This is a genomic window from Sporosarcina sp. P20a, from assembly GCF_002743175.1.
In the GTDB taxonomy this organism is placed as follows: Bacteria; Bacillota; Bacilli; order Bacillales_A; family Planococcaceae; genus Sporosarcina.
In genome coordinates this window covers 16,215-43,138 of sequence record NZ_PDYT01000006.1, presented here as the reverse complement: position 1 = coordinate 43,138, position 26,924 = coordinate 16,215, and the positions used below count along the sequence as shown (strand labels likewise).

Here is a 26,924-nt window from a genome sequence, read left to right as displayed (position 1 = left end):
GTCAGCACTTAGAATATAAGGAGTGATTGTATGCGAGAAGTAAAAGCAACTATGGCAGGGACGATCTTTCAGATTGAAGTGAAGGAAGGAGATACAGTGACGAAGGGACAAGTTGTCGTCATTTTAGAATCCATGAAGATGGAAATTCCACTAGAAGCTGAAGTGGATGGAACAGTGAGTAAGATCCACGGCACAGAAGGCGATTTTGTAGATGAAGATGAAGTGTTAGTTACCATTCAATCGTAACGAAAGGTGGGAAGTTCCTTGACAAACGAATCAACAAAGACTGCGTATAATGAAAAACTCCAAGAACTCACTGCTCACGTTATGGCGGGTGGTGCAGAAAAATATCATGAAAAATTAGAACAACAAGGCAAGTTATTCGTCAGAGAACGGTTACGGCTTTTATTTGATGAAGGTAAATATGCGGAGGATGGTAAGTTTGCGAACTGTGAAGCCAAAGATTTACCGGCAGATGGAGTGGTTACAGCTACGGGGAAAATCGATGGTCAAACAGTGTGTGTCATGGCTAACGACTCTACAGTTAAAGCGGGCTCTTGGGGTGCGAGAACAGTAGAAAAGATTATCCGTATCCAAGAAACGGCTGGAAAGCTTCGTGTGCCATTACTTTATCTAGTGGATTCTGCAGGTGCACGTATTACAGATCAGCTAGACATGTTCCCGAATCGTCGTGGAGCTGGCCGCATATTCCATAATCAAGTGCGTTTATCGGGTGTCATCCCACAAATTTGTCTTCTATTTGGGCCCTCTGCAGCAGGCGGTGCCTATATTCCGGCCTTCTGTGATATTGTCATCATGGTGGAAGGCAACGCCTCGATGTATTTAGGTTCGCCACGGATGGCTGAAAAAGTCATAGGTGAGAAAGTGACGCTGGAAGAAATGGGTGGGGCACGCATGCATTGTACAGTAAGTGGCTGTGGTGACGTGCTAGTAGATTCTGAGGAGCGTGCGATTGTAGAAGTTCGTAAATATCTCTCCTACTTCCCTGAGAATTTTGAAGCGCCTGCGAAATTTGCAGAATCTCGTGAGGTGAAGAAAGGGCGTTCATTGGAAGAAATCATTCCTGAAAACCAAAATGCTCCATTCGATATGCATGAGGCGATCGATCAATTAGTGGATGACAATAGCCTATTCGAAATCAAAAAGTTATTTGCACCGGAAGTCATAACGACTCTTGCGCGTATTGACGGACGTCCTGTAGGGATCATTGCGAATCAGCCCAAAGTTAAGGGGGGCGTGCTGTTTGTGGACTCAGCGGATAAGGTAACGAAGTTTATTACATTATGTGATGCTTTCTCCATTCCATTATTGTTCCTTGCAGATGTGCCGGGGTTCATGATTGGGACGAAAGTGGAAAGACAAGGAATTATCCGACATGGTGCGAAGTTGATTATGGCAATGAGCTCCGCTACCGTACCGAAGATTTCAGTCGTTGTACGTAAAGCGTACGGAGCGGGCTTGTACGCAATGGCAGGTCCTGCATTCGAGCCAGATGTCTGTATCGCGTTGCCGACTGCGCAAATCGCTGTCATGGGTCCTGAAGCAGCTGTCAATGCGGTATACTCGAATAAAATTGAAGCCATTGCAGATCCGAAAGAGCGAATGGCATTTATTAAAGAAAAGCAACAAGAATATAAAAAAGAAATCGATGTCTATAAAATGGCCTCAGAACTGATTATTGATGAAGTGGTTGCGCCTCATAATTTACGGTCCGTGCTCACTGAGAGATTTAGATATTATGAAACGAAACAAATTACGAATTCTTCGAGAAAACATCCTGTCTATCCTGTATAATAAAACGTACCAACAGAGACGCCTTCACTGGGTCTCTTTTTTAAGGAGGAAAACTATGCGATTTGTAGTGGTAGGAGCGGGATCTATTGGATTATTAATCGGTTCTTATTTAGCTCAACACCAAGCAAATGTCACCTTTTGGGTAAGACGAGAGGAACAAGCAAAGCAGTTACGTAGTGGTCTGGTGAGAGAGCCAGAAAAGTTTACATATGAAGTAGAGTCAACCATACATATTGAAGAATTGCCAACAGATGCGTTGTGGATTATTGCTGTGAAGTATGATGCATTGCCTATTGTACTCTCCGAAATTAGCGCTCTACCTATACAACCAAATTTATTGTTCATTCAAAATGGAATTGGACATTTGTCGCTGATTGAGCAGTATTCCCTTGGGCATGTGTCGTTCGCGACAGTCGAGCATGGTGCGGCAAGAATAGATGATCGGACAGTTTCACATAACGGTATTGGACCTATTAACATTGTAGAAAATGACAAAATTGCCCCAACTATACAATGGATGCAAGAAATTGACCCACAGAACTTTCCTATTACTAGGCAACAAAATGCAAAACAGTTATTATTTCGTAAAGTACTAATTAATTGTGCGATCAACCCACTGACGGCATTGTTGGAAATCAGGAATGGACAATTATTAGACAATCCTTACTTCCATTTGTTATTCCGCCAGTTGTGTGAGGAATTGCTCAACAACTTTGAAGAGTATAGCGATCTATTGAGCTATAAAGATATAGAAGAAGTATGCCGTAAAACAGCGGATAATCAGTCTTCTATGCTGGTAGATAGAATAAAAGGACGGAATATGGAAATTGAAACTATTTTAACAGCAGTGTTGAAAGAAATTAATCAAAAAGGTGGCAGTGCGCCGTTTTTGCAAATTCTTGAGACTGCACTGCTTGGAATAAACAGGAGTGAATGTGGAGGATGTTGACGAATATACTCGGAGCGTTATTATTGTTCCCTTTTATTATTTTAGTTGTATTAATTATTGTTGCAAAAAAAATAGGATTACCTAAGAAAAAGAGAATCGGATGGGCGGTAGACTGGACTACGCCGTTTATGGTTCTTACCGTTTTAATTTTGATTCGTGCGATTTGGGATGTTTGGCTTCCTATCTTGTTAATCGGAGTATTGTGTTTGATTGCTATCGGATTTGCAGTTATAGAACGATCTAGGGAAAAAGAATTTCGTACATCTTGGGTGTTACGTGGAACATGGCGAGCGTATTTTCTACTATTAACAGTAGCTTACTTTTTACTGTTCATTGTTGGAATTACGGTACAAATCATCCGCTACGTGAACTGATGAGTACTCATAAGCGTATCTATTCAACCTATTCGGAGGAGATGATATACTTGCGGTAGTATGTACATAAAGGAGTTTGTGAGATGGACTTGGACACAATGGAGTTGCCAAAAAAGAATAAATTGATGGAAGCGTATCGTCACGATCCACAATTTTTCCATAGATTTTTTGAATATGAAATGACAACTGTAGGGTATGAAGAAAGAGCAGAAGAATTACAGCGACGTTCTTTTCAAAGAGAGCAGCTAGCTGCTGCGGTAGAAAGTTATATGTTGCCATTTGGAATATCAGACTTGGCTGCTCAGTATATACAAGAGCTGTCTAAAGATGCGTTGGTAGTGATTGGCGGACAGCAAGCGGGGGTTTTAACAGGGCCTTTATATTCTGTTCACAAAGCTATATCCGTGATTTTATTGGCACAAAAACAACGAGAATTACTCAGGAAACCTGTAGTCCCAGTTTTTTGGATTGCTGGGGAAGATCATGATATCAATGAAATCAATCATACATATACTGCAAAGGCAGGAAAAGCGATCAAACGGCAGTTTAAACAACCTACCATTTTAAAAACGATGGCTTCAGACACGTATTATGATCAAAAGGAAATGACCGCGTACATTAAGAAGATTTTTAAAAGTTATGGAGAGACATCTTATACGCAAAAGTTGTTGCATGATGTCCTTCAAACCGTAGAACAACAACAGAATTTCACGAGTTTTTTCACTGCGCTGATGAATGAACTATTTACTGAGCATGGATTATTATTTATGGACGCAGCCTATAAACCATTGCGTCAATTGGAATCGCCTTACTTCTCACAGATGATTGAAAACTCAGAAGCCATGGCGAAAAGCATTTACTATACAGAACAACAGCTTCACGCTTACGGCTATGCAAAACCAATTGAATCGGAAGAGCAAGACGCCAATCTGTTTTATGTTCATGACACAGGCAGGGTACTACTCCGAAGAAAAGATGGCAAATTTGTCAATGAGCAAGCAGGAGTAACCTTTACAGAACAAGAAATGCATTATATTGCAAAAAACGAGCCTTGGTTGCTAAGTAACAACGTAGCTACAAGACCTATTATGCAAGATCTCGTGTTCCCTGTTTTAGCATTTGTCGGTGGACCTGGTGAAATTGCCTATTGGTCTTTATTGAAAGAAGCATTTCAAATCATGGGAATTAATATGCCCGTAATTGTACCAAGGCTATCCATTACTTTGGTCAACAGACAAGTCCAGGAAGCATTAAAGCTTACAGATATTACAATAACCCAAGTAATGAATCATGAACTACCGGAACTTCTAAGGAAATGGCTAGAGCAACAACGAGATGAACAATTCGATCGTTTGTTGACAGAAACGAAGAGTCAATTACAAACGCAATATGAACAGTTGCAGTCCCGCCTAGAAGCAACAGATCCAGGACTCATACAATTACTTAGTAAAAACTTACAATTCCATAATAGTCAGTTCGATTATTTACTGAAGAAAAAAGAGCAGTCGATTTTGCTTAAGCATCACGTGCAATACGAGCGTTTTCATGTGATTTCAGAACAGCTATTTCCAGAAGGTTCCCTGCAAGAGCGTCTCTACTCGCCATACTTTTATATGAACCAGTTCGGTGAAGGGTTGATTGACGAGTTACTAAAACAACCTTATACGTTTAATGGATCGCATCAGCTAGTCTATTTATAAGAAACCACTTAAACCCGTCATTCGTTCTATGAATGGCGGGTTTTGTTTGTGTGTAAAAGATTCGTTTGCAGATTATTTTTTGTGGGGGGATTGTCATTTCAGAGGAGATGCATTTCCATGGACTTGCGGAAAACAGATTTTCTGAGAGTTGAATCTCTTTCGTTGCACTTCGTGTTACAAAGCGAAGTAAAGGTTGATGTCTTTTTGTGGATGAACTGGATCTAAAAACAAACGTAAATAAGTTTAAATAAAACGCTATATCCCATACTAACTTCAATAAGTGATCTGTCGCCCACCCTCGCTTTCCCTGCAGACTTAAATCATCACTAACTGGAGCTTCTAGCCTTTCGTACTCACTAGTTGACTCTCCGATCGTTTCTGGAAAATGTTGATAGATGATAACTAGAGAAAATTGCGAAAAAAGTGGTTTTTTCGGGATACGGGGGAGAAAGTAAATCAGAAAGAAGTACTATTGACACATTTTAAAAAATATGCGAAGAAAAATGGCATAGTGGGTGGAGGAAAGTGGGGGGATGTGGTACATTATTTCATACAGTGGGGTGAATTATATGTTCATGGGTGAGTATCAGCATTCAATCGATATGAAAGGTCGACTGATCGTTCCTTCTAAATTTCGGGAGCTATTAGCAGAAGGCTTTATTTTAACCCGTGGACTGGATAATTGCTTGTTTGGATATCCACTGGATGAATGGCAAAAGCTTGAAGAAAAATTGAAAGCGTTGCCGGTTACAAAAAGAGATGCTCGTGCATTTACTCGTTTTTTCTTCTCAGGAGCATGCGAAGCAAGTTTGGATAAGCAGGGGAGAGTCAATATACCTGCAAACTTACTAGAATTCGCAAAGATTGAAAAGGACTGTATGATTATCGGTGTATCCAGCCGGATTGAAATCTGGTCTGCAGAACTATGGGAAGCGTATTACGAGGAGTCAGAGGAATCATTCAATGACATTGCAGAAAACCTTATTGATTTTGAATTTTGAAAGCAGGCGGAATAACCATGTTTAACCACACAACAGTATTACTGCATGAAGCCGTCGTAGGCTTGAATGTAAAAGAAAATGGCATTTACGTGGATTGCACACTTGGTGGTGCAGGTCACAGTGAAGAAATTGTCAAACTACTTTCATCTGAAGGACAACTAATCTGCTTCGACCAAGATATGACAGCAATTGAAGCAGCGCAAAAAAAACTAGCGAACTTTACAGCACAAGTACACTTCGTACATGCCAACTTTAAAGACTTGAAAAATGAATTAGCAAAATTGGGGATTTCTCATGTAGATGGAATTTTATATGACCTTGGAGTTTCTTCTCCGCAATTGGATACACCTGAGCGAGGCTTCAGTTACCATCATGATGCACCGTTGGACATGCGTATGGATACATCTGCGCCATTGACAGCTTATGAAGTAGTCAATGAATGGTCGTATTCAGATTTGGTCAGAATATTCTTCCGCTACGGTGAAGAGAAGTTCTCAAAGCAAATCGTTCGTAAAATTGAAGAAGCACGCGCTAATGCGCCTATACGTACAACGGGAGAACTAGCTGAGCTTATTAAAACAGGTATTCCAGCAGCAGCCAGAAGAACTGGAGGCCACCCTGCTAAACGTGTTTTCCAAGCGATCCGAATTGCGGTCAATGATGAGTTGGGAGCAGCTGAACAATCTTTAACTGATGCGCTCACATTATTACGTGAAAATGGTCGGATTAGCGTCATTACGTTCCATTCACTTGAAGACCGCTTATGTAAAACTATTTTCAAGGAAGCTTCTTCTATGCCGGAATTGCCGCCAAACTTACCTATTATACCTGAGGGCATGGATCCGGATTTTCGTCTTATTACACGAAAGCCGATCATCCCTACAGATGAAGAAATAGAACATAATAAACGTGCCAGATCAGCGAAGTTACGAATTATAGAGAGAAAATAGAAAAGGGGAATCGAGCCATGGGACTAGAACAACGGAACTTAAATACGTCACAGACACCGGAGATCGAACAACATACAGACCAAAACCAGCCACAGGTTGTGCGCCGTGTAAAAAAACGTTTTTCTAAGGGCGAAAAGATATTGTTCACTTTATTTGCAGCATTTACAATCGGATCTTCATCTATGCTCTTACAGACACATTCTGATATAAACGCTGTAAATAAAGAAGTGCAGTTGATGAATACTGAAATTGAAAATACTGCAAAACAGAATAATGAATTGTCCATTCAAGTGAGTGACAAATCCACTTACGAACGTATTTGGAAAAAAGCACAAGAGAATGGTTTGAACCTTAACGAAGGTAACGTAAAGGTCGTACCTGGACGATGAAGAAGTTTCGCTTTCAATGGGGAGCCTTTCTAATGTTTGTAGTATTCGGAGGGCTCTTTTTCATATTATTCGGCAGAATTCTTTTTATTCAGATGACGGGCCAAGTAGATGGTAAAGAATTAGCGAAGATCGCTTCTAACCAATATGAAAGAAATGCAGTTTTACAAGCAAGTCGCGGGGCAATTGTAGATCGAAATGATGTGCCGATAGCATCGGATACATTAAGCTACCATGTGGTGGCTGTAGTGAACGAAGCTGCAAGTAAAAACAGCAAAAAGAAATATCACGTAGTCGATTATAAAGAAACGGCGAAAGTTTTAGCGAAGTATTTGCCGCTAAAAGAACGTGAAATTTACGATAAAATGAAAAATGCTAGAGAAGGCGCATGGCAAATTGAGTTTGGTCGCGCAGGCAAAGATCTGAACCGCGAAACGATGATGAAAATGAAGGAAGAACTCGATAGGGAAAAAATATCGGGTATTTTGTTTGTAGAAGGTAAAAAACGATTCTATCCTAACGGTCGATTTGCTTCTTACTTAGTGGGCTTTGCCCAGAAAGAAGAATTGGAAAACAATTCAACCGTTACCAAAGGGAAAATGGGACTTGAAAAAACGTATAACAAGCAACTAACAGGTGTCGATGGAAAAGTGAATTATCAATCAGATGGTTGGGGGTATTTATTGCCCACCGCAAGCAAACAAATTGAAGAACCTCAAGATGGTCAAACGATTAAACTTACATTAGATAAGACAATTAGTAACTTCGTAGAAGAAGCGATGGATCAAGTTGAAGAAGAATATTCTCCGAAGAAAATGTTAGTTCTTGTGTCTAATCCTAAAACGGGGGAAATCCTGGCAATGAGTCAACGGCCGACGTTTAACCCAATGACGCGAGAAGGTTTGACAGAAAACTGGTTGAATGATGCAGTCGAACAGACGATTGAACCAGGTTCACCAATGAAAATGTTCACACTGGCTGCGGCGGTGGAAGAAGATAAATGGGAGCCGGATGAATATTTCAAATCTGGATCGTATCGAATCTACGACCGAGTGATTAGAGATGTGAAAGTGGATGGTTGGGGCACGATTACTTTCATGGAAGGATTGCAACGTTCCTCTAACGTGGGAATGGCATACTTACTAGAAAGAATAGGCGATCAGAAATTCATTGAATACGTTCATAAATTTGGTTTTGGTAAACAAACTGGAATCGATTTGCCAAATGAAGCGCCAGGTGTTGTGCTAGATAATTATCCGGCTGAACGATTGACTACTTCCTATGGACAAGGTTCTACAGTTACACCACTACAGATGATCCAAGCCGCTTCTGCTATCGCGAATAACGGTGTGATGATGAAACCATATGTAATCGACCAAATCATTGATCCGAATACGAACGAAGTGTTGGAGAACCATGAACCTGAAGAAAATGGCACACCAATCTCCGCGGCGACGGCTAAAGAAGTGCGTGAAATACTTGCGACAACAGTGACTTCAGAAAATGGTACTGCACAAAAGTATCATCTGGAAAATTACGCAGTAGGCGGTAAAACCGGTACAGCCGAACTTCCTAAAACAGAAGGAAAAGGGTATATGTCTGGCTCCGGGAACTACTTATACTCGTTCCTTGGAATGGCGCCGATTGATGACCCACAGCTCCTAGTTTATGTAACTGTTCAGCAACCTGAACTAAAAGCAGGAGAACTAGGGTCTGACCCAGTATCGAAAGTCTTTAATCCGATTATGGAAAACAGCTTGAAATATTTGAACATAGCTCCTGATGATGAACAAGTGATTCCCGTGAAAAAAGTTGGGGATTATGAAGGGGAAGATGCAGAAACGGCAGCTTCTTTGGCAGTCGAGGATGGCTTCCAAACCGTATTAATCGGGGAAGGTGGCAAAGTTACTAAACAAATACCAAAAGCTGATACTAAATTACCGGAGGACTCGATGGTTTTCTTGGAAACAAAAGGCGATACGACATTCCCAGACATGTCAGGTTGGTCTAAAAAGATGGTACTTTCATTTACAAACCTTTCAAAATTAGATATTCGAATCAACGGTGAAGGCTATGTTGTTGGACAAAGCGTAACCGAAGGAACGTCAGTAAACAAGAATGACCCAGTTGTCGTTGAACTTCGGACGCCCGAGCAGCAGTATAATAAAAAGAAAAGTAATGAAGATAAAGAAGAGAACGAAGAGGAGCAAATCATGGGCGGCTAATGTATAGCGCACGATTTCACAGCATACCTTAATAGAAAAAAAGGTAGTGAGTCATTGCGTTCATTTATTGATATGCAGTCCAAAAAACGTTTACGTGCAGCCTTCTTATGCTTTCTTATCTGTTTATTACTCGTTATAGGAAAACTATTCCACGTCCAAATCATCAAGCATGAATGGCTAAAAGAAAAAGCAGAAGAAAATTGGGATATTGAAATACCTTTTGGCGCTATGCGTGGAAATATTACAGACCGAAGTGGTAAGTTGATCGTTGGTAATAAACTAGCGCCTACACTGTATTTTATGCCAGCTCAAAATCCTGACATTTCCAACGACATACCTGCAATTGCCAAAATCCTTAAAATGCCACCAGAAAAGTTGGAAGAAAAGCTTAAGAAAAAAACATATATGGTGAAATTAGCTCCGGAAGGAAAAAACATCACGAAGGAGCAGGGGGATGAAATTACTAAACTGCAAGTAGCCGGCTTGTATGTAGGTGTAGATTTCGTCCGTCATTATCCATACGATGATTTATTGGCACGTTTGATTGGTTTTACCGGCTATGACGGTGATGGTTTGGCAGGTATTGAGTATGCGTATGATGAGATTCTGAATGGAACAGGGGATAAAGTGCGACTGTTCACTGATGCTAAAGGAATTGCATTACCCCATGTAGAGGATAGTTTCGAACACGGAAAAGACGGCTCGACCTTGGAACTGACTATCGATCTGAAAATGCACCAAATTGTAGAACGTGAACTGATCCAAGCAATGGAGAAATATGATGCAACACAGGCACTTGCAATTATAATGAATCCAAAAACAGGAGAATTATTATCGCTAGCATCCGTACCTGGATTTGATCCACGTGAATACCAATCAGCGGATTCCACTATCTATAACCGGAATTTGCCTGTATGGATGACATATGAGCCAGGTTCCACATTCAAAATTCTTACATTGGCAGCAAGTTTGGAAGAAGACGTCATCGATTTGGAGAATGAAAGTTTTTATGACCCTGGTTACAAAGTCGTTGCAAACGCCAGATTACGGTGCTGGAAACGAGAAGGTCATAAAGATCAAACATTTTTGGAAGTTGTAGAAAATTCATGTAACCCTGGATTCATTACGATGGGTCAGCGACTTGGTAGTGAAAGATTAGATCGCTATATTCGTGAATTCGGCTTCGGAAGCTCAACAGAATCAGGCATTGCTGGAGAATCGAAAGGTATTTTGTTTTCCAAGGAAGCATTTGGACCGGTTGAACAGGCAACCACTTCGTTTGGGCAAGGAATCTCTGTCACCCCAATCCAACAAGTGCAAGCAGTTGCCGCAGCGATTAATGGCGGTAAACTCTATAAACCCTATATTGTAAAATCAATAAAGGACTCTGAAGGTAAGACGATAAAAGAATTTGAACCTGAATTGAAAAGACAAGTAATCAGCGAAGAAACATCAGCTAAAGTGCGATACGCGCTTGAATCAGTTGTGGCAAATGGATCAGGTCGTAATGCTTTTGCAGACGGACTACGAATTGGTGGTAAAACAGGGACAGCACAGAAAGTAGAGAATGGTCGCTACAAAGATGGTGATTATATCGTCTCCTTCATTGGTTTCGCGCCTGCAGATGATCCCGAACTACTCGTGTACCTTGCTATCGATAGTCCAAAGAACTCCATTCAATTCGGAGGCGTCATCGCTGCACCGATTGTTGGACGGATTATTGAAGAAATTGCGCCGATTGCTAACATTGAAAGAAGAAAAGAACAGTTGGAAAAAGAATACCGATGGGGAGACGCGATAACATTCCGTTCACCCGATTTACTTGGAATGAATGAAAAAGAATTGCTGTCTCAAAATTACACGTTCAAAGTGAAGTGGCATGGAAAAGGTAAAAAAGTGATTCGACAGTTACCCGCTCCCAATACTTTGATGACCGTAGAGGACACAATTCATTTGTACACAGAATAAGCAGTACTTCATTGCCACGCAATTGATAGTAGAAGGAGAACTTAACATGACACTCGGCACTACAGTAACGATAATCGCTGTTTCATTTTTCGTATCAGCGATTATCGGGGTGATCATCATCCCATTACTTAGAAGGTTGAAATTTGGTCAAAGCATACGGGAAGAGGGTCCGCAAGCGCATTTGAAGAAAGCAGGCACTCCCACGATGGGCGGGCTCATTTTCCTTCTTTCCATATTAATTTCAACACTCACTTTATCTTACATAAACGACACATTAACTACTCATACGATTGTGTTATTGATCGTGCTGGTCGGTTTCGGAATCATCGGCTTCCTAGATGACTTTATTATTATCGTGGCGAAGCGCAACTTAGGATTGACATCACTTCAGAAATTAATCGGACAGATCATCATTGCGATCATTGCCTTTTTCTTACTGAAACTCGGACCATTCGAAACTACGGTAATGATTCCTTTTACGGAATTTGGAATAGAACTAGGTGTGTTTTATGTGGCGTTTTTGGTCTTTTGGCTTGTAGGTTTTTCAAACGCAGTCAACTTAACGGATGGGTTGGATGGCCTCGTTGGCGGTACATCGACTATCGCATTTTCTGCATTCGGAGTATTCGCGTTAGCGTATGAGCAAAACGATATCGCATTATTCGCATTCGTAGTAGCGGGCGCGATGCTTGGATTTTTATTATTCAACATTAAACCAGCGAAAGTATTTATGGGCGACACAGGTTCATTGGCATTAGGCGGGGCACTCGCTATGATTTCAGTATTGATCAAACAGGAATTACTGTTGTTGATCATCGGAATTGTATTTGTGGTTGAGACGCTTTCTGTCATCATTCAAGTCATCAGTTTTAAAATGACTGGAAAACGTGTCTTTAAAATGAGTCCCATTCATCATCACTTTGAATTATCAGGCTGGTCTGAATGGAAAGTAGTGATTGTGTTCTGGGGTGTGGCATTGCTAGCTGCCCTCGTACCGGTCTTCTTGGAGGTCATGTAGATGAAGAATACAGAACAATTCATAGGAAAAAAAGTACTTGTAGTCGGCCTAGCGAAGAGTGGAGTAGCAGCAGCAGGTTTGCTTCATCGACTAGGTGCGGAAGTGGTAGTCAATGACTCTAAGCCGTTAGAAGGCAATGAAGAGGCAATTGAACTTCAAACTCAAGGAATAGAAGTCATTGGTGGGGGGCATCCAAGTGATTTACTAGAACGACATTTTGACTTCATCGTGAAAAATCCGGGGATCCCTTATAGTAATTCATTGATAGCTAGTGCTGTGGAACGAAAAATCCCAATTTGGACCGAAGTGGAACTGACAGGTATTCTCAGTGAAGCACCGATTATTGCCATTACGGGTTCAAACGGTAAGACGACAACGACTACATTGCTTTATCACATGCTCAATATTGCAAAGAAAAAACCGTTGATAGCCGGCAATATTGGCACTGTATCTTGCACAGTCGCAGAAAAAGCGAATGCGAATGAAGTGATTGTACTTGAAGCCTCTTCATTCCAATTAGCAGGAACAAAAAGCTTTACTCCGCGCATTGCGATTTTTACGAATCTATATGAAGCGCATTTGGACTATCATGGATCGATGCAAGAATACTTGGATGCGAAGTTGCAAGTGGCTCGCAATCAAACTTCGGAGGAATACTTGATTTTTAATGCAGATCAAAAATTCATTAAAGAAGCAATAGAATCATTCGAATCTCAAAAAGTTCCTTTCTCAGTACTTGGAAAAACTAGAGAAGGTATTTCAGCAGATGAAGAATGGATTTATTGGCTAGGTGAACCTTTCATAGAAATTAAACAAATTAAATTACCGGGCCGTCACAATTTAGAGAATATCTTATCCGCAACAGCAGCGGCCATATTGTCGGGATGTGAAAAAACAGCGATAGAAAATGTTTTGAGTTCTTTCACTGGTGTTCGCCATCGCATGCAATTTGTCCGTGAAGCGAAGAGCCGTACAATATACAATGACTCAAAAGCGACTAATACATTGGCGACGAAAAGTGCACTTTCCTCATTTAAGATGCCAATCGTCTTGATTGCAGGCGGACTAGACAGAGGCCATTCGTTTGAAGAATTACGACCTTATATGAAAAATGTCCGTGCTGTCGTGACGATAGGGGAGACAGCAGAGCGTTTTGCAGAGTTTGCAATATCCTGTGGTGTGACAGAGACAGCCCAGGCATCTACTATGCAGGAAGCTGTGCAGAAGGCGTATGCGTGTAGCTGTGAAGATGATGTAATTTTATTATCACCGAGCTGTGCGAGTTGGGATCAATACAAAAGTTTTGAAATTCGGGGCGACGAATTTATTGATGCAGTAATGAAGTTGTAAATTCTTTGTAATAGTTGGAGAGTAAAATGAAGAACTGACTGATTAATTTGAGGAAGGATGCGAACGCTGGAGAGAACCTACCGAATAATCTTTTTGACAACCGCCTTACTATTGTCGCTGATTGGATTAGTTTTTGTGCAATCGGCAGGATCTTATTGGGGAGAAGTGCATTATCAAGATTCTTCTCCATTTATCGTCAAGCAAGGCATCTATATGATTATTTCTTTGGCTGTTGCGTATGTGCTGGTCAAAAGTCCGTTAACATCACATCCTAAATTTTGGACCTATTGTTATATTGCTTCGATCCTCATGTTGGTAGCGGTATTAATCCCAGGTATTGGAGCGGTGCGAAACGGATCTCAAAGCTGGATCGCGTTTGGTCCAATCAGTTTGCAACCAGCGGAATTCGTAAAGGTAGCTTTGCTTGGAAAATTAGCAAGCGGTATGAAGAAACATAAAGACAAGTCTTGGCAATGGCAGCATTTCGCTTGGATATTATTACCGGCAACTTTGATCATGTTGCAACCTGACCTTGGCTCTGCCGTCATCATGATAGTATCTGCTTTTGTCATTCTTTTCTTAGCGGGCTATCCATTGTCATTCTTTATCTTTCTTTTCGTCTCAGGACTCGGTGCTTTTATCGCACTCATTCTAGCTGCGCCGTATCGTTTGGATCGAATTAAGTCCTACATTGATCCGTGGAATGATCCTCTCGGTACAGGGTTTCAAAGTATTCAATCGTTATTTGCAATTGCGCCTGGTGGATTATTTGGTCATGGCTTCGGGAATAGTCGTCAAAAGTTTTTGTACTTGCCTGAACCTCAAAATGATTTTATCTTTTCTATCATCGCAGAAGAAATCGGCTTTATCGGAGCGGCATCTATCGTGTTGCTGTTTATCTTGTTATTCGCTTCTGCATTTGGCATAGCGATTCGACTGAACAACTGGAATTCGTTTTTAATTGTTACCGGTATGGTGTCCATGATTACTTTCCAAACGTTTTTAAATATGGGAGTCGTCTCAGGTTTGCTTCCTGTGACAGGAGTGACGTTGCCTTTCATTAGTTACGGAGGGTCCTCACTGTTGACCACGTGGCTTGCTGTTGGAACGATTCTACACTACTCTGCGAATAAAAGGGCAGGATGAAGGGAGAACAGGATGTGGAAAAAGTAATAGATATTGAAGATCGGATTCCATCCATGCGTAAAAAACGCAGAAGAAAGGCCAACATCAGCTTTCTTCTGCTCGTCGTGATATTCGTCCTTGTTCTTCTTGCCTTGTTGTATTTTCAATCTTCATTAAGTGATGTTTCGAAAATATCTATTAATGAGACTGTTTTACACGAAAGTGAGGAGTATAAAGATCAGAGTGGATTGTATAAGGGACAATCACTGTGGGGATTCCGTGCTAAAGATATTGAAAAAAATATCAAGGGGATTCCTGGTGTGAAAGATGCCGAAGTGAAACGAGATTTTTACAATGACGTTTCCATTCACGTTACAGAATGGGAACCGGTCGCTTATATAGAGAATCAAACACAATATGATCTATTGTTGGAAAATGGTGATCGCTTAGAAACGACTGATCCTGATATCCTTTCACATGCACCCATCCTAACTGGTTTTACCGATCCTGAAGTGACGGAACGAATGATCGATCAACTTCAAGAGATGGATAGTACAGTTTTTGAACTCCTCTCAGAGCTTCGTTATCAAGAAGAGGATAAAATTGACGTATTTATGAGTGATGGATATGAAGTACATGCAGTCATTTTAGGTTTTGCTGATAAAATGTCGTACTATCCAGATATCATTGCTCAATTGCCTAAAGAAGAAAAAGGCGTGCTAGACATCGAAATTGGTGTGTACTTTAAAACATATACAGATTTCTACAAAGAACCAGTACCGATAGATGTGGAGCTTCCACAGCCTGCTGAAGGGTCAAACGGAACAAAAGGCAAACCGGTCGAAGTAGAAATTAATAAGGAGGAAAAGAGTGAGCAAGAAACTGAAGAAAACTAGAGAGAAGCGCGGCAAGCAACTAGTGTTTTCCATCGTATTTCTAGTATTGGGCTTCATGCTTGCATTTTCCTATCGAACTATTGGCAGTAAACAACAAGTGTTGGATTCAGAGCAAACCAATTTATTTCAGCAAGAGGAACAGTATCGCGCGGATTTAATCGATCAGCAAGAAAGAAACAAGGAATTGACAAATGAGTTACTCGAGAAACAACAGCAAGTGCATTCGTATGAACAAGACTTCTCCGATAAAGAAAAGAATCATGCGGTTCTTGTAGAAAAAGCACGAGATTTACGATTATTGCTTGGAGATATTCCGTCAAAAGGTGCGGGGGTCAAAGTGACACTCGAAGATGCGGATTATGATCCATCAGTACAAAACCCGAATGATTATATCGTCCATGAAAGTCACGTTTTACGTGTAATCAATGAATTGAAAATCGCAGGTGCGCAAGGAATGACGATCAACGGGCAACGGATTAATTCGAATTCGTACATAAAATGTACAGGCCCTGTTATTATGGTTGATGGTAGAACGTTTCCAGCACCTTTTATTATAGAAGCAGTAGGGGATCCGAAAGTGCTGTCTCCTGCGCTACATTTAAAGGGTAGTGTCATAGATGGCTTGTTGCGAGATAATATCGTCGTCACACTAGAAGAAATGAAGGAAGTTCAACTGCCTGCGATTCGTGACGAAGTATGATGGATTGTGGGGGGGTAGAGTGAAGCAAAAAACACACTGGAAGTTCACGTTGATTCTCGGTATAGTGGGATTTGTATTGGCTTTACAATATAATTCAATGAATACTACATCTCCACGGGACACACGGGATTTATGGGCGATTCGTAAAGAATTATCAAGTGAAAAGAAAATTCACTCTGAACTCTTGGAAGAGATCAGGGGAATTGATCAGACGCTTGCAGCTTATAATGCTTCACCTGAAGCCAATGCAGCAAGTGTATTGCAAGACACGTTGGATAAATTGTATAAACAAGCGGGATTCATGCCGACCACTGGTCCAGGATTTGTAATAGAGGTTGCGCCATCCCCAGAAAGTATTGCGTTCGGTTATGAAATAGAGCCAGTATCATCTGAACTGCTGGCTTGGTTTATTAATGTGGTGAATCAACAACAAGGTAATGAATTGGAGATTGATGGCAAGCGCTTTACTACTTTGAGTTGGATCCGGGAAATCAATGGTAATCTGACAGTCAGTGGAGAAGTGGTTTCTACACCACCGTTCGATATTAAAGTCGTCTCACCTACGAAGGAAGCAAGTGAAAAATTGTACAATCAATTACTGACCACTACCATACAAGATGAGTTTTATTTGGACGACTTAATTTTGACAATTAGTGAACCAACGGACCGCATTACGTTACAAGGCTGGACGGGCGGTTTTGAAAATCGATTTTTAAAAGAACAAACAAAGGAGTGATGACAATATGTGGCTACCCTTACTTGGGCTCCTCCTTGGCGTTTCTCTAGGTTTGCTCTCGGATATACAGATCCCGCAAGTATATAATAATTATTTAACTATTGCGATTCTCGCTGCATTTGATACACTATTTGGTGGAATCAGAGCCTATCTTCAGCAAGTGTATGACGACCGAATATTCGTCAGCGGATTTTTCTTCAACATACTATTAGCAGCAGCACTTGCTTTTATTGGTGTACACTTAGGTGTAGATTTATACTTGGCAGCAGTTTTCGCATTTGGCGTACGATTATTCCAGAATATCGCGGTCATCAGAAGAATTCTGCTTGCGAAATGGACGGGTAGAAACAAAAATCCCGACACAAATGTGTAATATTAAATGTTTTTAGAAGAGGGTGTTGAAAATATTTAGACAAAGCAGTCATAATACAATAGAATGGAAGTTACTAGTTACATTAAGGAGGTGTCAATAATTGAGTAAATCAAATCATTACGTATCACTTGATATAGGATCATCCACAATTAAAGTTTTAATTGGGGAGATGGATCAAAATGCCCTGCATGTAATCGGTGTAGGAAATGTACAATCTGCTGGAATTCGCAAAGGAACAATTATTGATATTGATGCCACTGTCCAGTCAATCCGTAAAGCGATTGAACAGGCTGAAAGAATGACAGGCTTAAAAATTGAGGAAGTAGTTCTTGGCATACCTGCAAATGGTGTCCAGTTCCAAAACGTCAAAGGCGTTGTGGCAGTGAACTCTGAAAATCGTGAAATTACAGATGATGATCTAGAAAGAGTTATGAAATCATCACAAGTAATGAATGTTCCACCTGAAAGAGAATTCGTCAATTTAGTGCCAAAGCAATTTATTGTCGATGATTATGATGAAATCACAGATCCCCGTGGTATGATGGGAGTAAGATTGGAAATGGACGCAACGTTAATTACGACGTCCAAAACTCAACTACATAACATTTTACGCTGTGTAGAAAAAGCCGGTTTACAAATTCGTGAAATTTATTTGCAACCATTGGCGGCAGGTACATTCGCATTATCTGAAGATGAAATGTATCATGGAAGTGCCTTTATCGATATTGGCGGAGGGTCAACTACGGTTTCGGTATTCGCTGAAAATCGTTTGATCAGTACGTCTGTATTACCAGTTGGCGGAGATCATATTACAAAAGACTTATCAATCGTCTTAAAAACACCTACAGAACAAGCTAGAATGATTAAGCATCAGTATGGACACGCTTATTATGATGACGCTTCGGATGAAGAATTATTTGAAGTACCAGTAGTAGGTTCAGATGCAAAAGATCAATACAGTCAGCGTTATATCTCTGATGTGATCGGTTCACGTCTTGAAGAATTGTTTGAATTGATTCTCGAAGATTTGTATGCAACAGGTATCCGTGACTTGCCTGGCGGGATCGTGATCACAGGCGGTACAGCTAAGCTGGACGGAATATTGCAGTTGGCTCGTGATGTCTTTAAAACAAGAGCTAGATTATACACACCAGAATATATTGGTGTCCGTGAGCCGATGTATTCTACTGCGGTTGGCTTGATTCGCTATGCGTATATGGAAGATGTGTTCTTTGGTTATGAAGAAGAGCCAGTTGGTTCACCTCAATCATCAGACTCCATTTATGAAGTTGCGGAACCTTTAGCTAGGCCAGTCAAACCGAAGAAGGAAAAAAGTCAAGGATTCATGAAACGCGCTAAAAAAGTATTCGACAATTTCTTTGAGTAAACATTGTGTTAGGTGGGAAATTGCAGATAATTTAGAGGAGGAAAATCAATGCTTGAATTTGAGACGAACATAGATGCATTAGCGGTAATTAAAGTTATTGGAGTAGGCGGCGGCGGAAACAATGCGGTCAACCGTATGATTGAACATGGAGTGCAGGGCGTAGAGTTTATCGCGGTAAACACGGATGCTCAAGCATTGCAATTATCATCGGCTGAAATTAAACTACAAATCGGTGAGAAGCTTACTAGAGGACTAGGCGCAGGTGCTAACCCTGAAGTAGGAAAAAAAGCAGCTGAAGAAAGTAAAGAGCAGATTGAAGAAGCTCTACGTGGCGCTGATATGGTCTTCGTTACAGCTGGTATGGGAGGCGGAACGGGTACGGGTGCAGCACCAGTTATTGCTCAAATCGCTAAAGATATTGGCGCATTGACTGTAGGTGTGGTTACACGTCCGTTCACATTCGAAGGAAGAAAGAGATCTACTTCAGCAGCTGGTGGTATCGCAAGCATGAAAGAAGCAATCGATACGCTAATTGTTATTCCAAACGACAAATTGCTTGAGATTGTAGATAAAAACACTCCAATGCTTGAAGCGTTCAGAGAAGCTGACAATGTATTGCGTCAAGGTGTACAAGGTATCTCTGATTTGATCGCAGTACCTGGATTGATCAACCTCGACTTTGCTGACGTGAAAACAATCATGTACAACAAAGGTTCTGCATTGATGGGTATCGGTATGTCTACTGGTGAAAATCGTGCAGCGGAAGCAGCGAAAAAGGCTATTTCTAGTCCGTTGCTTGAAACATCCATCGATGGAGCAAAAGGTGTCTTAATGAATATTACAGGCGGCTCGAACTTGAGTTTGTTTGAAGTCCAGGAAGCAGCAGATATTGTTGCTACTGCATCAGACGAAAACGTCAATATGATCTTCGGTTCTGTTATCAATGACGACTTGAAAGATGAAATCATCGTAACAGTTATCGCGACAGGATTTAACGAAGAACAATTAGCTCCTTCAAGACAAAGAGGTGCTGGTGTAACGGGTGGCATTCGCCCACAACGACCTGTACAACAGCAACCGCCAACACAAAGCAGATATGAAGAGCAACCACGTTACGAGCAACAATCTGAGCCGAGACAGCCACAGGTTAATCAGCATCAGCACGAAGAACAACTGGATATCCCAACGTTCTTACGTAATCGTACGCGTCGTAAATAATAAATAGAACAAGCTTCCCGCAGGAGATGAACTTCTCATGCGGGAAGCTTTTTTATGTTTGTTTAAGAGTGATTACGCTAGGTGCTTAAAAATATGTCGAAGATTTTATCGTAAACCATCCAAAGCCCGACAGGTTTTTCATTAAAGCCATGATAATCTGTTTGTAAGGAGGCCGGCATATGTATGGAGAACTGATGATAGGGATCAATATGCTCTTTAACTACGCCATCCTATCATTCACTAATAAAGTTGGAAATCATCAAACGAGCAGGAGGAGGTTATGGAGCGCAGCATTTCTCGGAGCCTTCTTTATTACGTTGTTCCCGTATTCTGTGCCAGCGATGATCTTCACTTTCTTAGGAATGACGTATATTGCATTTGGACAAACGTTTGGTAGTTGGAAAAGTTCGATCCTCGCAGTACTGATCGCGGCTTTTTTTGCAGGAGGAATGTTGACCTTGATCTACGCACAGATGAGTATCAGCGTAAATCAGAGCTTTTTATTCGTGGCGATTGGTCTAACCTATCTTTCGTTATACATCGTGAAGCATAAATGGATTGATACACGCATGATGAATAAGTTAATGAGCTTCACGCTCGATTCAGAATTGAAATTATGGGGTGAATCAATTCCGCTTAAGGTATTCATCGATACGGGTAATCATTGCGTAGAACCATTATCAGGAGACCCTGTACATTTTATTGGCTATCAGGCAGTTAAAGAACAGTTGCCAGACGACTTCGCTTCAGCACTAGAATCCTGGAATCCTGAAAAATCTCCAGACTTGGCCAGTTTCCCTGCCACTTATCAAAGAAGTCTTCGGTTAATACGTTTACAGACTGTTCAAGGAGCTTCGTGGGCTGTCGGAATCAAGTACGATAGCTGGTTGCTCGAAGGAGAGTTATTGCCTGTAGGATATATCGTCTTGACGAAAGAGCAGCGTCAATACCCTCAAGGTGCGGCAGCTATTTTACAAATGAGTGCGATGGATGTACTAAAAGATGAAGGGAGAACGGCTATATGTTGAATGAAGTAAAAAAATGGGTTTCTTATATTGCGGGATTCTTTAGACGAAAAGGCGGCATATTTTATATTGGTGGACATGAATCCCTTCCTAAGCCTCTCGATAAAGAGCAGGAAGCAAAAATGATTGCAGCATTAATGAAGGGTGACCCAGCTGCACGTGACACATTGATCGAAAAGAATTTACGTCTCGTTGTCTATATCGCAAGACGCTTCGATAATACGAACACGAACATTGAAGATCTTATTAGTATAGGAACGATTGGACTAATCAAAGCAATCGAAACTTTTAAAGCGGATAAAAACATTAAGCTCGCGACATACGCTTCCCGTTGTATTGAAAATGAAATTTTAATGCATTTGCGTAAAACAAATCGAATTCGTTCAGAAATTTCATTTGATGAGCCGTTGAATTCAGATGCGGATGGAAATGAGTTGCTTCTATCAGATATCTTAGGTACAGATGAAGATATCATTACAGACGACGTAGAGAAAAAGCTGGAGCGTCAATATATGATTGATGCCATTTCCATTTTAGATGAAAGAGAACGTTATATTATGGAACAGCGATTCGGATTAATGGGAACGAATGAAATGACGCAAAAAGAAGTGGCGGATCTTCTTGGTATATCGCAATCTTATATATCTAGACTGGAGAAGAAAATAATTTCTGAGCTACGAGATCGACTAAATCAGCCCATTTCATAACTGGACTTATCGGCAGAAATTGGCGATTCGTGAATTCGCATATTCTAAAGAGTTGAGGACACACTACTCTGTACACTCACCTATAGAATGCGGAGGAAGAGCCAATGGTACGTACAAGAGTAGAGATTTGTGGGATCAATACGTCCGAGCTGCCTTTATTAACTGCAGATGTGATGAAAGAGACATTCATCCGTTTGCAAAGCGGTGACGAATTTGCCAGAGATGAATTGGTATTTGCGAATTTGCGTCTCGTACTTAGCCTTGTTCAGCGCTTTAACTATCGTGGAGAGCAGGCTGATGATTTATTCCAGGTTGGTTGTATTGGGTTGTTGAAAGCCATAGACAATTTCGATTTAAAACATAATGTCCGGTTTTCCACCTACGCTGTGCCGATGATCATTGGAGAAATCAAGCGACATCTTCGTGATCACCATGCTGTTCGTGTATCCAGATCATTACGTGATATCGCGTATAAAGCCATCAGGGCAAAAGAACAATATGTCAACGAACATCAACACGAACCAAGAATTTCAGATCTCGAGAAGATTACAGGTATACCGGAAGAAGATATACTCTTTGCCTTAGATGCCATACAAGACCCTATGTCGTTGCACGAGCCAATGAATAGCGATGGCGGCGATCCGATTTATATGATGGACCAGTTACATGATCAGAGAGTATCTGAAGACCGCTGGATGAACTATGTGTCCATTAAAGATAAGATGGGCGAGCTGGACGAACGTCAACAGCTAATCGTCTCCAAACGATTTTACCTCGGTCAGACGCAAACCGAAATCGCCAAGGAGCTCGGGATCTCACAAGCGCAAATCTCGAGAATTGAGAAGCATGCGATGGAACAGATTCGGCTTGGGATTGAGCAGAAGAAGTAATAGATTTCAACTGATGTATATAAGACTGTCCTTCACATTATTACTTGTGAAGGGCGGTTTTTTGTTTTGTTAGCGAAGCGAGTGTGCGCCTATAACAATGATTAACGTGTGTGATCGTTGGCGGCATGATAGTATCCTACACCCTATAACTATCACGTCAAGCGCTCATTAATTCGCCTAAGTGATCATAATAAATGTATAAGTGCTCATTAATCACCATAATCGATCATACTTAGTCGGTGAACGCTCTAAATAGCCAATAAGTGATCAAACAGCCTTCATAACCGCTCATTAAGCTTTTGCTCTATACCGTACATGAACTTATACATAGAATGTTAAAAAGCTTCACTATTTAAAATGAAGTCCGGAACTAATTACGGTCTAACGTAACGATGTAAGTGTAAGAGGTGGCGACTTCCAGAGGACCAGCGCAATATTTCACTTTGAAGTCAGTTTTCCTACGTTCTCATTAAAACTCACTATGCATAGTATGAAAGAAGGAGGGGAAACTATGCGTTTTTCCAGCTTGCAGAAAAAAGAAGTCATTGAACTGAAAAAAGGTTCTTTCCTTGGTTTTGTTCAAGATGCCACAATTGACATCGAAAAGGGTCAGATTGCGCAACTTCATATAGGCGAACTTGAACGCTCCTTTTTCTCAGACAGCAAGTCAAAGGGTGTTCAAAAAATCAATTACAAAGACGTCATGACGATTGGAAAAGATATTATCTTGATTGAGAATAAACGTCTCAACTAATGACTTATCGTTGATATATAATGCCCTAATTGATACAATGAAATAAAGATGATGAAAAGTAGTGATAATATGGAACAAGTAGAACAACGACTAGCAACTATACAAAAACAAATAAACGAAGCATGTGAAACGTCAAATCGCAGCTCGAATGACATCACGCTAATAGCTGTCACGAAGCAAGTATCTTCCGCTAGAGCGCAATCCCTACTAGACATTGGGATTACGGACTTAGGAGAAAATCGTCTCGAAGGATTGCTCGAAAAACAAGAAGCGATTGAACATCGGGTAAATTGGCACTTCATCGGGAACTTACAGACGCGCAAAGTTAAAGAATTAGTCAATACGATTGACTGCCTTCATTCTTTGGACCGGTTAAGTCTTGCGAAAGAAGTGAATAAGCGGGCAAGTAAGCCGCTAGATTGTTTTGTACAAGTCAATGTATCAGGCGAAGAATCTAAATCCGGGATCACTCCGGATGAAGTAGATATGTTCTTTGAACAATTGGCAACTTACGAAAATATTCATGTAATTGGACTCATGACAATGGCGCAAAATACTGATGATGAATCTGTAGTTCGCAACACATTCCGTTCTTTACGTGAACTACGAGACAGAATCGCAGCTAAAGAATTGTCTTATGCACCGTGTACCAAACTGTCCATGGGAATGTCTAATGACTTTATAATCGCGATAGAAGAAGGTGCAACGCATATACGTATCGGCACTGCATTGGCCGGGTCAGAAAGCGGGGAAACTGAATGAGCCTCAAAAAACGACTGGAAAAAATGTTTTGGGTACAGGAAGAAGACTTAGTTCAACAACCGAAAGCTCAAAATAAACCAACAAAAGGTGAACAAGCAATGGCTCGCAAAGAGATGAAGAAGTTAGGTGGTAAGAAACGAGCTGTCAATAGTCGTCCTCAAGCATCTCAGCAACCACCATCGTCTACACAAGCGCCAGTGATTAGTCTACAAAGTCTTCAAAAATCATCAAAAGTCATTCTACTCGAGCCGCGTTCATATGCAGAAGTAGAGGATATTGCAGAACATCTAAAAAACCGCCGTTCTGTCGTAGTGAACTTACAGCAGATAGAACGGGATCAAGGATTTCGTATTATTGATTTCCTGAGTGGTACAGTTTATGCCCTTGGTGGCGACATTCAACGAATTGGCGCAGATATATTTTTATGTGCACCCGACAACGTAGAAGTAGCCGGTAAAATTACGGAATTTCTATCAGAACAACAAGAACGATAGGCTACGCAACTTAGAACTTTCAACCAATGAAAGTCGAACAATTTGAATGAGGTGTACATGTTATTATGATCGCATTATTAAATAATTCTTATTTATTGATCTCTGGAGCCCTACAATTATATTCTATCCTGTTGGTCATTTATATTTTAATGTCATGGGTTCCTTCTACTAGAGAAACCAAATTTGGGCAGCTTATAGCAAAAGTAGCAGAACCTTATTTAGGTTTTTTCCGTAAGTTCATACCGCCATTTGGTATGATTGATTTTTCACCGATTGTTGCATTACTATCATTACAATTAATTAGCCGAGGGATTGGTCAGATTTATTTAATGATCTTCCAAGCATTAGTAAATTAAGTATAACCTTAACTGAAATTGGAAATCCTCACAAGGTGGGGATTTTTTTATATAAGGAGAAGAAATAGAATGGATTCGATATTTCAACATTTTCGTAAAGAAGAACAACCGTTTATTGAAAAAGTAAATAGTTGGGTTAAAGAAGTAGAAGATACGTACGCACCTAAGCTAACTGAGTTTATGGATCCACGTCAGCGCTTCATAACAGAATCAATTGTGAGGAATTCAGATCTTACGTTGACGGCTGAAGGTGGTTTTCACGATGCGGAACGCCAGCGTGTGTTAATCTACCCTGATTATTACACTCCGACCAAAGAGGATTTTCAAATCAGTATATATAAGGTGAACTATCCGCAGAAATTCGTCACAATGAAGCATTCCCAACTACTTGGATCTTTACTGTCTGTTGGAATTGAGCGTTCGCGGTTTGGTGATATTCAACTAACCGAAGAAGCAGTACAATTTGCGGTTGCTCAGGAAGTGTCTGAATACATCCATGTCCATTTCACCCAAGTCGGCAAAGTGAAAGTTTCGGTAGAGCCAGTTCTGATCACAGAAGACTTCATCAATGTAAAAGAAGAGTGGACGGAAGAGCTTCATATTGTCAGTTCATTGCGTTTGGATGTAGTTGTAGCGGCATTAACAAACAGTTCAAGAGCTAAAGCTTCGTCACTTATTAAGGCGGAGAAAGTAAAAGTGAACTGGGCTATGATTGATCAACAAGCATTTGAAGTAGAAGAATATGATGTTCTATCCATCAGAGGATATGGCCGCTTTAGAATCATGAGTATCGAAGGCCGTACAAAGAAAGATAAAATTCGGGTGATGATCGGTGCGCTAGTCTGAATTGAATCCTTGATAAATTAAGAAAAGTAGTGTTTAATCAAGTAGTAAACACAATCACACTGTGAACTATGTAAGCATACTGAAAGGAGAAAGCGTATTATGGCTTTAACCCCTACGGATATACATAACAAAACGTTTAATACGAAATTTCGTGGCTATGATGAAGATGAAGTGAATGGTTTTCTAGAACAACTGATGAAAGACTATGAAAATGTACTAAAGAAAAATGAAGATCTTGAAAAAACGGTTTCTGATAATGAAGTAAAGATTACTCACTTTAATTTAATAGAAGAAACGATGCAAAAATCGATTCTAATTGCACAAGAAGCTGCAGAAGACGTTCGTAAAAATGCTATTCAAGAATCAAAGTTAATCATTTCCGAAGCAGAAAAGAATGCAGACCGTCTTGTGAATGACGCACTCGCGCAGGCAAGAAAGATTGCTCTTGAAGTGGAAGTGTTGAAGAAACAGTCAAAAGTATTCAAAAGCCGTTTCAAGATGATGGTAGAAGCACAACTTGATATGATCAATACAGAAGATTGGGACGACCTATTGAAGTATGAGTTGGATACATCCAGCGTAGAAAGTGTAGCTGAGCAAGAGTTAGATATTCCGAATGTAGACAGTCTAGACGAAGAACTAGTTAAGAAGAAGGAAGAAGCTTGACAACTTCCGAACACATTTTTATAATGAAAAGTAAATCAAAACGAAGAAGCGTTGACGGAAAGAGTACTTTCTGATATTGCCCATAGCGAGCCGGGGGCGGTGTAAGCCCGGTGGTACATCAAAAAGGAAAATCACTCCTGAGCTAGAACCTTTATGTAAATCTTGGTTCTCGGTATCACACTGCCGTTATTAGTGTCTAAGCGGCAATTGCTTTATGCAATTGCAAGTAGGGTGGTACCGCGAGAATGAACCT

Annotated in this window: 28 protein-coding genes and 1 other annotated feature (1 of these 29 only partly in view); all 28 genes read left to right on the top strand. The window is 40.7% G+C overall.

The window, feature by feature from the left end; genetic code table 11:
• Positions 1-30: 30 nt before the first annotated feature.
• The 28 genes from CSV72_RS07975 (at position 31) to CSV72_RS07840 (ending at position 26,671) form a co-directional block, all read left to right on the top strand.
• Complete coding sequence (locus CSV72_RS07975; RefSeq protein WP_099677912.1) at positions 31-246, top strand: acetyl-CoA carboxylase biotin carboxyl carrier protein subunit; 216 nt, start codon at positions 31-33, stop codon at positions 244-246.
• A gap of 81 nt (positions 247-327) precedes the next feature.
• A complete protein-coding gene (locus CSV72_RS07970) occupies positions 328-1,815 on the top strand; it encodes an acyl-CoA carboxylase subunit beta (protein WP_099677961.1) in 1,488 nt (495 codons plus the stop codon).
• Between the two features lie 55 nt (positions 1,816-1,870).
• A complete protein-coding gene (locus tag CSV72_RS07965; protein WP_158232177.1) occupies positions 1,871-2,764 on the top strand; it encodes a 2-dehydropantoate 2-reductase in 894 nt (297 codons plus the stop codon).
• Complete coding sequence (locus CSV72_RS07960) at positions 2,758-3,138, top strand: DUF3397 domain-containing protein (RefSeq protein ID WP_158232176.1); 381 nt, start codon at positions 2,758-2,760, stop codon at positions 3,136-3,138. The genes CSV72_RS07965 and CSV72_RS07960 overlap by 7 nt, the downstream gene beginning before the upstream one ends.
• Positions 3,139-3,221: 83 nt before the next feature.
• Complete coding sequence (bshC, locus tag CSV72_RS07955; protein WP_099677909.1) at positions 3,222-4,838, top strand: bacillithiol biosynthesis cysteine-adding enzyme BshC; 1,617 nt, start codon at positions 3,222-3,224, stop codon at positions 4,836-4,838.
• Between the two features lie 569 nt (positions 4,839-5,407).
• Positions 5,408-5,839, top strand: coding sequence for a division/cell wall cluster transcriptional repressor MraZ (gene mraZ / locus CSV72_RS07950; RefSeq protein WP_099633092.1), 432 nt, complete (start codon positions 5,408-5,410; stop codon positions 5,837-5,839).
• 17 nt (positions 5,840-5,856) lie between these two features.
• Positions 5,857-6,789: a 16S rRNA (cytosine(1402)-N(4))-methyltransferase RsmH gene (gene rsmH / locus CSV72_RS07945; protein ID WP_099677908.1), complete on the top strand. Its 933-nt coding sequence runs from the start codon at positions 5,857-5,859 to the stop codon at positions 6,787-6,789.
• A gap of 17 nt (positions 6,790-6,806) precedes the next feature.
• Positions 6,807-7,178 carry a cell division protein FtsL gene (gene ftsL / locus CSV72_RS07940; protein WP_099633094.1) on the top strand — a complete coding sequence of 124 codons (372 nt, stop codon included), beginning with the start codon at positions 6,807-6,809 and terminating at the stop codon, positions 7,176-7,178.
• A gap of 32 nt (positions 7,179-7,210) precedes the next feature.
• A complete protein-coding gene (locus tag CSV72_RS07935) occupies positions 7,211-9,400 on the top strand; it encodes a penicillin-binding protein (protein ID WP_233191178.1) in 2,190 nt (729 codons plus the stop codon).
• 72 nt (positions 9,401-9,472) lie between these two features.
• Positions 9,473-11,368, top strand: coding sequence for a penicillin-binding transpeptidase domain-containing protein (locus tag CSV72_RS07930; protein WP_099677960.1), 1,896 nt, complete (start codon positions 9,473-9,475; stop codon positions 11,366-11,368).
• A 46-nt stretch (positions 11,369-11,414) separates the two neighbouring features.
• On the top strand, positions 11,415-12,386 hold the full coding sequence (mraY, locus tag CSV72_RS07925) for a phospho-N-acetylmuramoyl-pentapeptide-transferase (protein ID WP_099677906.1): 972 nt from the start codon (positions 11,415-11,417) through the stop codon (positions 12,384-12,386).
• Positions 12,387-13,736, top strand: a complete 1,350-nt coding sequence (gene murD / locus CSV72_RS07920; RefSeq protein ID WP_099677905.1) for a UDP-N-acetylmuramoyl-L-alanine--D-glutamate ligase — start codon at positions 12,387-12,389, stop codon at positions 13,734-13,736.
• Between the two features lie 93 nt (positions 13,737-13,829).
• Entirely contained in the window at positions 13,830-14,882 is a 1,053-nt protein-coding gene (gene ftsW, locus CSV72_RS07915) for a putative lipid II flippase FtsW (protein WP_369802892.1), read from the top strand.
• Positions 14,879-15,757, top strand: coding sequence for a cell division protein FtsQ/DivIB (locus tag CSV72_RS07910; protein ID WP_099677904.1), 879 nt, complete (start codon positions 14,879-14,881; stop codon positions 15,755-15,757). Before ftsW ends, CSV72_RS07910 begins: the two co-directional genes overlap by 4 nt.
• Positions 15,732-16,457 (top strand): DUF881 domain-containing protein, encoded by a 726-nt coding sequence (locus CSV72_RS07905; RefSeq protein ID WP_233190376.1) that lies wholly within the window; start codon positions 15,732-15,734, stop codon positions 16,455-16,457. Before CSV72_RS07910 ends, CSV72_RS07905 begins: the two co-directional genes overlap by 26 nt.
• Positions 16,444-17,193: a DUF881 domain-containing protein gene (locus CSV72_RS07900; protein WP_233191176.1), complete on the top strand. Its 750-nt coding sequence runs from the start codon at positions 16,444-16,446 to the stop codon at positions 17,191-17,193. Before CSV72_RS07905 ends, CSV72_RS07900 begins: the two co-directional genes overlap by 14 nt.
• Before the next feature lie 7 nt (positions 17,194-17,200).
• The gene (locus tag CSV72_RS07895) at positions 17,201-17,566 is read left to right on the top strand and encodes a small basic family protein (protein WP_099633101.1); all 366 of its coding nucleotides are present in this window, start codon (positions 17,201-17,203) and stop codon (positions 17,564-17,566) included.
• 100 nt (positions 17,567-17,666) lie between these two features.
• Positions 17,667-18,953: a cell division protein FtsA gene (gene ftsA / locus CSV72_RS07890; protein ID WP_099633102.1), complete on the top strand. Its 1,287-nt coding sequence runs from the start codon at positions 17,667-17,669 to the stop codon at positions 18,951-18,953.
• A gap of 48 nt (positions 18,954-19,001) precedes the next feature.
• Positions 19,002-20,171, top strand: a complete 1,170-nt coding sequence (ftsZ, locus tag CSV72_RS07885) for a cell division protein FtsZ (RefSeq protein ID WP_099633103.1) — start codon at positions 19,002-19,004, stop codon at positions 20,169-20,171.
• A gap of 179 nt (positions 20,172-20,350) precedes the next feature.
• Positions 20,351-21,199 (top strand): sigma-E processing peptidase SpoIIGA, encoded by an 849-nt coding sequence (locus tag CSV72_RS07880; protein ID WP_099677902.1) that lies wholly within the window; start codon positions 20,351-20,353, stop codon positions 21,197-21,199.
• Positions 21,193-21,903, top strand: coding sequence for an RNA polymerase sporulation sigma factor SigE (sigE, locus tag CSV72_RS07875; protein ID WP_099677901.1), 711 nt, complete (start codon positions 21,193-21,195; stop codon positions 21,901-21,903). The genes CSV72_RS07880 and sigE overlap by 7 nt, the downstream gene beginning before the upstream one ends.
• Positions 21,904-22,007: 104 nt before the next feature.
• Complete coding sequence (sigG, locus tag CSV72_RS07870) at positions 22,008-22,793, top strand: RNA polymerase sporulation sigma factor SigG (RefSeq protein WP_099633106.1); 786 nt, start codon at positions 22,008-22,010, stop codon at positions 22,791-22,793.
• A gap of 511 nt (positions 22,794-23,304) precedes the next feature.
• The gene (locus CSV72_RS07865) at positions 23,305-23,547 is read left to right on the top strand and encodes a PRC-barrel domain-containing protein (protein WP_158232175.1); all 243 of its coding nucleotides are present in this window, start codon (positions 23,305-23,307) and stop codon (positions 23,545-23,547) included.
• A gap of 51 nt (positions 23,548-23,598) precedes the next feature.
• Positions 23,599-24,309: a YggS family pyridoxal phosphate-dependent enzyme gene (locus CSV72_RS07860; protein ID WP_099677899.1), complete on the top strand. Its 711-nt coding sequence runs from the start codon at positions 23,599-23,601 to the stop codon at positions 24,307-24,309.
• Positions 24,306-24,803, top strand: coding sequence for a cell division protein SepF (locus CSV72_RS07855; RefSeq protein WP_099633109.1), 498 nt, complete (start codon positions 24,306-24,308; stop codon positions 24,801-24,803). Before CSV72_RS07860 ends, CSV72_RS07855 begins: the two co-directional genes overlap by 4 nt.
• Positions 24,804-24,868: 65 nt before the next feature.
• Positions 24,869-25,159, top strand: a complete 291-nt coding sequence (locus CSV72_RS07850) for a YggT family protein (protein ID WP_099633110.1) — start codon at positions 24,869-24,871, stop codon at positions 25,157-25,159.
• Between the two features lie 69 nt (positions 25,160-25,228).
• Entirely contained in the window at positions 25,229-26,005 is a 777-nt protein-coding gene (locus tag CSV72_RS07845; protein ID WP_099677898.1) for a YlmH family RNA-binding protein, read from the top strand.
• A gap of 99 nt (positions 26,006-26,104) precedes the next feature.
• Positions 26,105-26,671, top strand: a complete 567-nt coding sequence (locus tag CSV72_RS07840; RefSeq protein WP_099633112.1) for a DivIVA domain-containing protein — start codon at positions 26,105-26,107, stop codon at positions 26,669-26,671.
• 42 nt (positions 26,672-26,713) lie between these two features.
• Positions 26,714-26,924, top strand: a binding site (T-box leader); it runs 10 nt beyond the window's last position.